Below are 8,464 nucleotides of genomic sequence, written 5' to 3' on the forward strand. Positions count from 1 at the left end.
GGCTGTACTTATTGTGAGTATAGGGGGCTTTGTGGATTTGATTTAAAACTTCCTGATTATAATTACAACAGGCTAAGACCGATAGAAAAAGACAAGTTTTTTAACGAGCTTAAAGATAAGCTGGAGGGAAGTAATGGAAAAAAAGTGGACTAAAGAGCAGCTTTCCGTGATAAGTCACAGAGGCGGGAATATGTTGGTATCTGCTGCAGCAGGCTCCGGAAAGACAGCAGTGCTTATAGAAAGAATAATGAGCAGGATAATGGATGAAGTTTGTCCGCTTAATTTAGATGAACTTTTGGTAGTTACTTTCACAAGAGATGCGGCAAGGGAGATGAAGGAGAGAATAGGTAATGCCATTGCCGTAAGACTTAAGGAAGAGGTAGAAAAAAATCCGAATTCTGCAATATCAATTCGACTTATGAAGCAGTCTGCCTTACTTTCAGAAGCTAATATGAGTACCATTGACAGTTTTTGTAAAAAGATTGTTATGGAGAATTTTAAGGAAGCAGACATAGATTCAGGCATCCGTACAATGGATGAGAATGAAGGAGTAATCATCAGAAAGAAGATACTGGAGGAGATATTAGAAGCTGAGTATGAAAAGAAGGATGTTGAATTTATAAACTTTGTAGAATATTTTGTAAGAGGGAAATCTGATAAGATACTGGAGGAACTGATTTTACAGGTTCATAGATTTTCAGAGAGTCTACCTGATAAGGAAGAATGGTTTGATAAAGAATTAACAAAGTCTGAAGAAAAATTTAAAAACTCAGAACTTGAGGCTGAATTGCTTGAATACTGTAAGAAACTTATAGAGGAGTTTCATAAGGAAGCAGAAAAATTTGTAAGTATTGCCTGTTCACCTTATGGGCCTGTTCATTATGCAGACACAGGAAGTGAAGATGCAGGCTTATTTAAAAGCTGTCTGCAGGCAAAAGATTATGAAGAATTATCTGAATGTGTTAAAAATATAGAGTTTAGCAGACTTTCTACAAAGAAGGTAAAGGACCTTGATGATGAGAAAAAAGAACTTGCGAAGGCGATAAGAGATGGCTATAAGGATGGTTTTAATAAGCTGAGAGAGGATTTTTTTGCAGAAGGTATAGATGAAATCGAAGAGGCAAGAGAGGTTACAGGCAGAGCTTTAAAGGAGTTAATAAGGCTTGCAAGAAGTTTTGATGTGGCTTATGCAGAGGAAAAGAGAAGAAGAAATGTAGCAGATATTTCAGATTGGGCACATTTTGCAATTAAGGTACTGTTAAAAAAGGGAGGACAGCCCTCTGATGCAGCGAAGTCTTACAGTGAGCAGTTTGCCGAGATAATGATAGACGAATATCAGGATTCTAACCTTTTACAAGAGAAGATTCTTACAGCTATCGCAAGAAATGATAACGGTAAATCAAATATTTTTATGGTTGGCGATGTAAAACAGAGTATATATAAATTCCGTCAGGCAAAGCCTGAGCTTTTTATTGAAAAGTATAATAAGTATGGGGATGGAGAGAATGACAGACGGATTGATCTCCATCAAAATTTCAGGAGCGGACCTGAGGTAATTGAGTCTGTAAATGCCGTATTTGAAAGGACAATGACTGAGGCACTCGGCGGAATAGTCTATGATGAGGCGGCAAAGTTGGTTAAGGGCAATGATAAGAAGACTGATAATGAGGAAAATAAAACAGAGGTATTGCTGTTTGATGAAGAGGGAGAAGTACCTGAGAATTTTGCAAAGTTTAGTGAGATTGAGCTTGAAGCCTACATGGTAGCGGGACGGATTAAGAGTCTTAGAGAAGAAAGAGAGTTAAAATACAGTGATATTGCTATTCTTCTAAGAACCAATGTAGAGTGGGCGGAAAGTTTTAGAAGAGTATTAATTTCTGAGGGAATACCTGCAGTTTGTGAGTCCGGTGCGGGGTATTTTTCTGCTTGGGAAGTACAGGTTATGATAGCCTTATTAAAAATTCTTGACAATCCTCATCAGGATTTGCCTCTTGGGACAGTCTTGCTTTCCCCTATAGGAGGTTTTAATGAGGAAGAACTTGCTAAACTTCATATAAATTCAGCTAAAGAGGTGGATAAAAATGCAGATTTGTGGACAAGAGTAGTAAAGTCAGGAAATGAGAAAGCGGTTAAATTTGTAACATGGTTGAATGAAAAAAGAGCTGAGATGATATTCACGCCGGTACATGAACTTATCAAAAAACTTTTTACGGAAAGCAATTTTTACAGCTATGTACAGGCTATGCCTTCAGGAGAAACAAGGGGAGCAAACTTGGATATGCTTGTGTCAAAAGCAAAGGCTTATGAGGCAACCTCTTTGCATGGAGTGGTACATTTTGTAAGATATATTGATAGGCTAAAAAAATATGAGGTTGATTTTGGAGAGGCAGGTACGGGGAGTGCCGATTCAGTAAGGATTATGTCAATTCATAAAAGTAAGGGCTTGCAGTATCCTGTAGTTTTTGTATCGGGAATGTCAAAGAATATGAATAATCAGGATGCAAGGTCTGCTCTGATTATCCACCCTGATATCGGTATCGGAACAGACTGCTTCAATATAGAAACCAGAGAGAAGAAGAGTACTATTTTAAAAAAGATGTTAGCAAGGAAATTAAAGCTTGAAAATATTGCAGAAGAAATAAGACTCCTATATGTAGCTATGACAAGGGCGGAAGATAAGCTGATTTTAACGGCAAGAATTAAAGATAGTGAAAAACTGTTAAAAATTTGGGAAACGGATGAACAGGATTATATTTCGTTGTCTAAAATAAATTCACTTTTAGATATTGCCATGCCTGCCCTCGTAACTAAGCACAAAAAAGGCAGGCTCCTACTTACGATAAAGGTCGCAAAAGATTTGGTAAAATCGGAAATAGATGGGATGGCGAAGAAAAAGCTGGTTGAGAGTGATATAAGGCTGATAGCAAAGCTTCCTGACAGTGCAGTTTATAAAGAAGTAAATGATTTTATAAAAGGTGAAAATGAATATATATACCCTTATCAAGAGGCGGTAGCACTGAAAAATAAAATGACAGTTTCTGAGCTTAAGAAGCTTTACATGGATATAGAGGAGGAAGTCAACGAAACTTCAGTATATATGCCTCAAGATGAAAATATGGCAAGTGAAGGTTATATTCCTGAATTTATGCGTGATGGTGAAGAAGAAATAAGGGGAGCGGCAAGGGGAACGCTTTACCATTCAATTCTTAGCAGACTTGACTTTAGCAAAAATTATTCGGAGGCGGAGTTTAGTGAATATCTCTCGAAACTTTTGTTTGATAAAATAATAACAAATGAAGAATTAAGAAGTATAAAAGTAAAGGATTTTAAAAAATTTTTTGAGACTGCTTTATACAAGAGAATGCAGAATGCCTTTGTTAACGGCAAGTTATTTAGGGAAACTCCTTTTGTAATAGGAGTTGATGAAGAAGTGGGCGATACAAAGGAGATGGTATTAGTACAGGGTATAATAGATGCATGGTTTTTTGAGGGAGAAGATGTGGTACTTATGGACTATAAGACTGATAGAGTATTTGGTGAAGAGGGAGTTTTGGAATTAGTAAAAAGGTACAAAATACAGATTGATAATTATGCAGAAGCTTTAAGGAGGATAACCGGAAAAGAACCTAAGGAGAAGATAATTTATTCCTTTGCGTTGGGGAAAGAAATCTTACTTGAGCAGTAGTTAGAGAGGAGAAAAAATGTCGGCATATTCAGGTTTTGCAGAGGTGTACGATAAATTTATGGACAATGTTCCTTATGATGAGTGGACTGCCTACCTTGTGGGACTGCTTAAAGAAAATGGAATAGAGGGTGGACTGGTAGCGGACTTAGGCTGTGGTACGGGTAATGTAACTGCTGGACTAAAGGCGGCAGGATATGATATGATAGGAATAGACAGCTCTGCTGAAATGCTCCAGGTAGCAGCAGAAAAAGACAGTGAAGACATATTATATCTTTGTCAGGACATGAGGGAATTAGACTTATATGGTACGGTAGGGGCGTTTGTCTGCATCTGTGATGGAATGAATTATATTTTAGAAAAAGAAGACCTTGTAAAAGTATTTAAGCTGGTTAATAATTATCTTGATACAGGTGGAATATTTATTTTTGATTTAAACACTGTTTATAAGTATGAAAACATATTAGGTGAGCGGACGATAGCAGAAAACCGTGAAAATATGAGTTTTATTTGGGATAATTATTATGATGTAAGTGAGAGGATAAATGAGTATGACCTGACCATTTATTTAGAAGATAGTGAAGATGAACAAAGAAGATTTTTAAGATTTGATGAAATCCACTATCAAAAGGGTTATACTATAGAGGAAATAAAAGAAGCTTTAGAGGAGGCAGGGATGGAGTTTATAGCGGTGTATGATGCATTTTCCAAGGACTTGCCAAAAGAGGATAGTGAAAGATTATATTTTATAGCCGGGGAGAAATATCAGGAAGGAAAAACATATAGGTAAATTTATGAGAGATTATGTAATAAGAGCAGTGGCAGCAGGAGGAGAGGTAAGGGCCTTCGCTTGTACAACCAAAAATTTAGTGGAGGAAGCAAGACTTCATCATGACAGTATGCCTGTTGCTACGGCAGCCTTGGGGAGACTGCTTTCAGCCGGATCTATGATGGGCATTATGATGAAAGGAGAGGAAGATAAACTGACCCTTCAGATAAAGGGCGATGGACCTATAGGCGGTTTGGTTGTTACAGCGGATTCTAAGGCAAGGGTTAAGGGGTATGTATTTAATCCTGAGGTAGAACTTCCACTTAAGGCGGAAGGTAAGCTTGATGTAGGCAAGGCAATAGGAAGTGGAGAACTTACTATAATTAGGGATTTAGGACTTAAAGAGCCTTATGTAGGAAGAACAGGTTTGATTACAGGAGAAATAGCAGAGGATCTTACATATTATTTTGCATCAAGCGAACAAGTACCGAGTGTGGTTGCCTTAGGAGTGCTTGTAGACAGAGATTATAGTGTGAGAAGGGCAGGGGGATTTATCATTCAGCTTATGCCGGGAGCTACGGATGAAACCATAGATGCGATTGAAAATAAGATTCCTATGGTGACTTCAGTAACACAGATGCTTGATGAGGATATGAGTCCGGAAGAAATACTTACCTTCATTCTTGGAGACTTGGGTATTGAAATAAATGATAAGGTAGAAACATCCTTTCTTTGCGGCTGTAATAAGGAGAGGGTGGAGCAGGTACTTTTAAGCATAGGGGAAAAAGAACTGAGGGGACTTTATGAAGAAGCAAAGCCGGTAGAACTATGCTGTCAGTTCTGTGGGAAGAAGTATGAGTTTATGCCTGAAGAAATTGGAGAATTATTAAAAAGTGGGAAATAGGTAAGAAAATTAACACAGTTCGGACATATTTAGGTGTTAATTTCAGAGATAGTCATAAATGTGTTGAAGGGAGATTTAAATGAAAAATAAATTTTGGGCTTTCGTCCTTGCAGGTGTTTTGGCGTTTGGAAGTTTTACAGCCATATCACCAAGGGAAGAGGCAAAGGCAGCAGCATTTTTATATGATAAAAATACTCCGGACTCTATGCTGACACTTAAAAAGGTAAAAGAAATATTTATAGGACAGGAAAATTTGGATCTTGATTATCTTATAGTAGGAAGAACTTCAGGGATAAACGGAAAATGGAAATCCTCAGATAAGAATGTGGCATCGGTGTCCAAAGAGGGAGTAGTAACTGCTAAAAAACCGGGGAGTACAATTATAAGCTTCACTTATAAAGAATTAAAAAAGCAAGTTACAATTAAATGTAAAATCAAGGTAAATAGCGGAGTAGATACTCTTTCAATATCCGGAACAGGTAAGTTTGACGGTACAATGTTTACAGATTCCATTATACAGTTTAGGGCATCTGCAAAGTCAGGCTCTGAAGAAATGAAGATAAATCCGGGAAGAAAGGCAGCATATGGAATATTTTATGAACTTTTTACGGATGAGGCCTGTACGGTACAAGCTGCTCCTTCAGTTGCGACAATTACATCTTCAGGTTTTATGGTGGCTGGAAGCAGTGCGTCTAAGGTATATGTAAGGGCGGCTGTGAAGGCGGGAAGAGCTGCCACAGATGGAATAAGAAGTAATGTCATAGGAGTTGAAATAAAGGATAGGGTTCAGGTTCCAACCAGGTCTGCGGTTAAGGAAATAATTGTTGAAAATACGGAAGCACCTTTAGCAACCTTGAGTGACAGCGGGATGAAGGCTGAGGTAAGATATAAGCTTTTAGACCAGTATGGTAATGATGTTACTCATGATTTGAGGTTTGCGGGTAAATGCAGTGCAGTATGGGAAGGAAATAAGCCTGTAAAATTAATATCAGATGGTAAATTCTTAATTGATTTAGAGCCAAATCAGACAGTGGGTTATACAGGAAAAATAAATATAACCTATGGAGGGGAAGGAAGCTTCAGCAAGGAAGTACAGATAAAGATTGGAAATCCCAGCTATATTAAAAGTATAGAAATTATGGGAATATATAAGAGGACTATTACAGGTTATACTAAGGTGATGGATAGCAGTACATTTTTAGCAAATGGAACTGTAATCACATCTTTTGGTGGAAATTCTACCTTGAATACAGTGCCGGATTCTTACTATGTGTTGGTAAGGGCGAAGGATAGTTATGGAAACAGTATTTACAATTCAGGTATTTCACAGACTAAAATTTCTCTGGTAATTTCCGGCAATACCGGTCTTGCACTTGATACGGCTGATGGAAAAATGCAAACGATATCACCGATTACTATAGATGGAGAAACCTTCCTCACTTATCCTCTTAGAGCTGCCAGGTTAAATACAGGTACAGTTAATATAAGGGCTGTGGCAGTAGGAAATTCAGCAAGCCATGCTATGGATTCAAAAGTAACGGATGGAGGCAGTGTAGGTTCGCTTGCTATAGCAGGAGAGGGTGTTGTTGGAAAGGAGAGTATTATTACTTATATTCTTACCAATACATCTAATGTACAGGTGACAAAATATGATGAAGTGCTTTCTGTACTTGGCTTAAATGACAATGGAGCGGGACAGGTTTTTATAATGCCGGGTTCAAATATTATAAGTTCATCGTTAGGCTCATATTTTTATATTAAGAAAAATATAACTTCAGGACTTGCAGAGTTTTACTATGTCCCTTCAGGAGCGGCATTACAAAACTCTACACTGGAAAATTATGAGAAAATAACTGTTCTTAAAGGTACTACAGGTGAAAAAGAATATGCACTTAAAGTTAGGGCTAGATAGTTTGGAGTTTTAAATGGAAAAGGTTGTAACAGAATTAAATAAAATTATCACAGAGATAAGGGTGAATATTTTTAATTTATTTCGCTGGTATATTCTTGCCACAGTGGTTGGCCTCTTTGTAGGAGGTATCAGTGTGGCATTTTCAGCACTTGATGGAAAGGCAAATAATCTTTTAGATGCAAATCCCGGTATAATTTTCGGTTTGCCTGCAGCAGGTCTTATTATAGTATTTTTATATCATTTTGCAGGTGTATATAAGTCTAGGGGAACCAATCTTGTAATAAGTACGATACAGGCAAAGACAGAGCTGCCGGTAGTTATGGCACCTTTAATTTTTCTTTCCACTATTATAACTCATGCCTTCGGAGGTTCAGTGGGAAGAGAGGGAGCAGCCTTACAGCTTGGTAGTGCGGCAGCAGCCGGCTTAAACAAGATAAAATGGCTTAAGCTAAGTGAAGAAGAAAAGCGCATGATAATCATGTGTGGTATGAGTGCAGCTTTTTCGGCTATTTTTGGAACTCCCATAGCTGCTGTTTTCTTTCCTATGGAGGTGGCAAGTATAGGCATAATCCAGTATTCTGCTATGTTTCCCTGCTTTGTATCTGCTGTAACTGCAAGGTGGATGGCTCATTTATACGGACTGGAAAAGGAACATCTAGGCAGGGTAACGGATGTAGGGCTTGATTTCAATGTGGTATGGAAGATAGCAATTCTTGCTATTGCCTGTGGACTTTTAAGTATAATTTTCTGTCTGCTTTTAAAAGGAGCAGGTGTGACATTTTCAAAATTACATATAAACCGCTATTTTCAAATCTTTGTAGGCGGTACGATTTTCGTTGTTATCAATATTCTACTTGATACAAAGGACTTTCTCGGAGCCGGTATGCCTGTGATAGAAAGGGCAGTAGAAGGTGAGGTTGTATGGTATGCCTTTATTATGAAAATGCTTCTTACTGCACTTTGTATAGGTGCCGGATATAAGGGGGGCGAAATAGTGCCTTCACTTTTCATAGGAGCAACCTTTGGCAATCTCTTTGCCCATATTTTTGGCTTGCCTACTTCTCTTGCTGTAGCCTGTGGAATGGCAGCCTTATTTGTGGGAGTTACAAACTGCCCTATAGCCTCTTTACTTATAATTTCGGAATTATTCGGATTTAAAGAGGGAAATATTTACTTCTTACTGGCTATTACAATCAG

5 protein-coding genes are annotated in these 8,464 nt (G+C 37.9%); all 5 read left to right on the forward strand.

Going from position 1 to position 8,464, the window contains the following annotated elements:
* Positions 1-133 precede the first annotated feature (133 nt).
* Complete coding sequence (gene addA / locus ACTTKP_RS09970; protein WP_442553756.1) at positions 134-3,685, forward strand: helicase-exonuclease AddAB subunit AddA; 3,552 nt, start codon at positions 134-136, stop codon at positions 3,683-3,685.
* Positions 3,686-3,701: 16 nt separating this feature from the next.
* Positions 3,702-4,472 (forward strand): class I SAM-dependent DNA methyltransferase, encoded by a 771-nt coding sequence (locus tag ACTTKP_RS09975; RefSeq protein ID WP_442553757.1) that lies wholly within the window; start codon positions 3,702-3,704, stop codon positions 4,470-4,472.
* Positions 4,473-4,476: 4 nt separating this feature from the next.
* A complete protein-coding gene (gene hslO / locus ACTTKP_RS09980) occupies positions 4,477-5,355 on the forward strand; it encodes an Hsp33 family molecular chaperone HslO (RefSeq protein ID WP_442553758.1) in 879 nt (292 codons plus the stop codon).
* Positions 5,356-5,434: 79 nt separating this feature from the next.
* Positions 5,435-7,267, forward strand: a complete 1,833-nt coding sequence (locus tag ACTTKP_RS09985; RefSeq protein ID WP_442553759.1) for an Ig-like domain-containing protein — start codon at positions 5,435-5,437, stop codon at positions 7,265-7,267.
* A gap of 13 nt (positions 7,268-7,280) precedes the next feature.
* On the forward strand, positions 7,281-8,464 hold a 1,184-nt coding region (locus ACTTKP_RS09990; protein WP_442553760.1), incomplete at its 3' end, for a chloride channel protein.

The organism is Catonella sp. (genome assembly GCF_052169795.1).
In the GTDB taxonomy this organism is placed as follows: domain Bacteria; phylum Bacillota; class Clostridia; order Lachnospirales; family Lachnospiraceae; genus Catonella.

What these genes read in the sequence shown, in the direction of transcription:
- addA (WP_442553756.1), top strand. Translation starts at nt 134, where the DNA reads ATGGAAAAAAAGTGGACTAAAGAGCAGCTTTCCGTGATAAGTCACAGA.
- ACTTKP_RS09985 (WP_442553759.1), top strand. Translation starts at nt 5,435, where the DNA reads ATGAAAAATAAATTTTGGGCTTTCGTCCTTGCAGGTGTTTTGGCGTTT.
- ACTTKP_RS09975 (WP_442553757.1), top strand. Translation starts at nt 3,702, where the DNA reads ATGTCGGCATATTCAGGTTTTGCAGAGGTGTACGATAAATTTATGGAC.
- hslO (WP_442553758.1), top strand. Translation starts at nt 4,477, where the DNA reads ATGAGAGATTATGTAATAAGAGCAGTGGCAGCAGGAGGAGAGGTAAGG.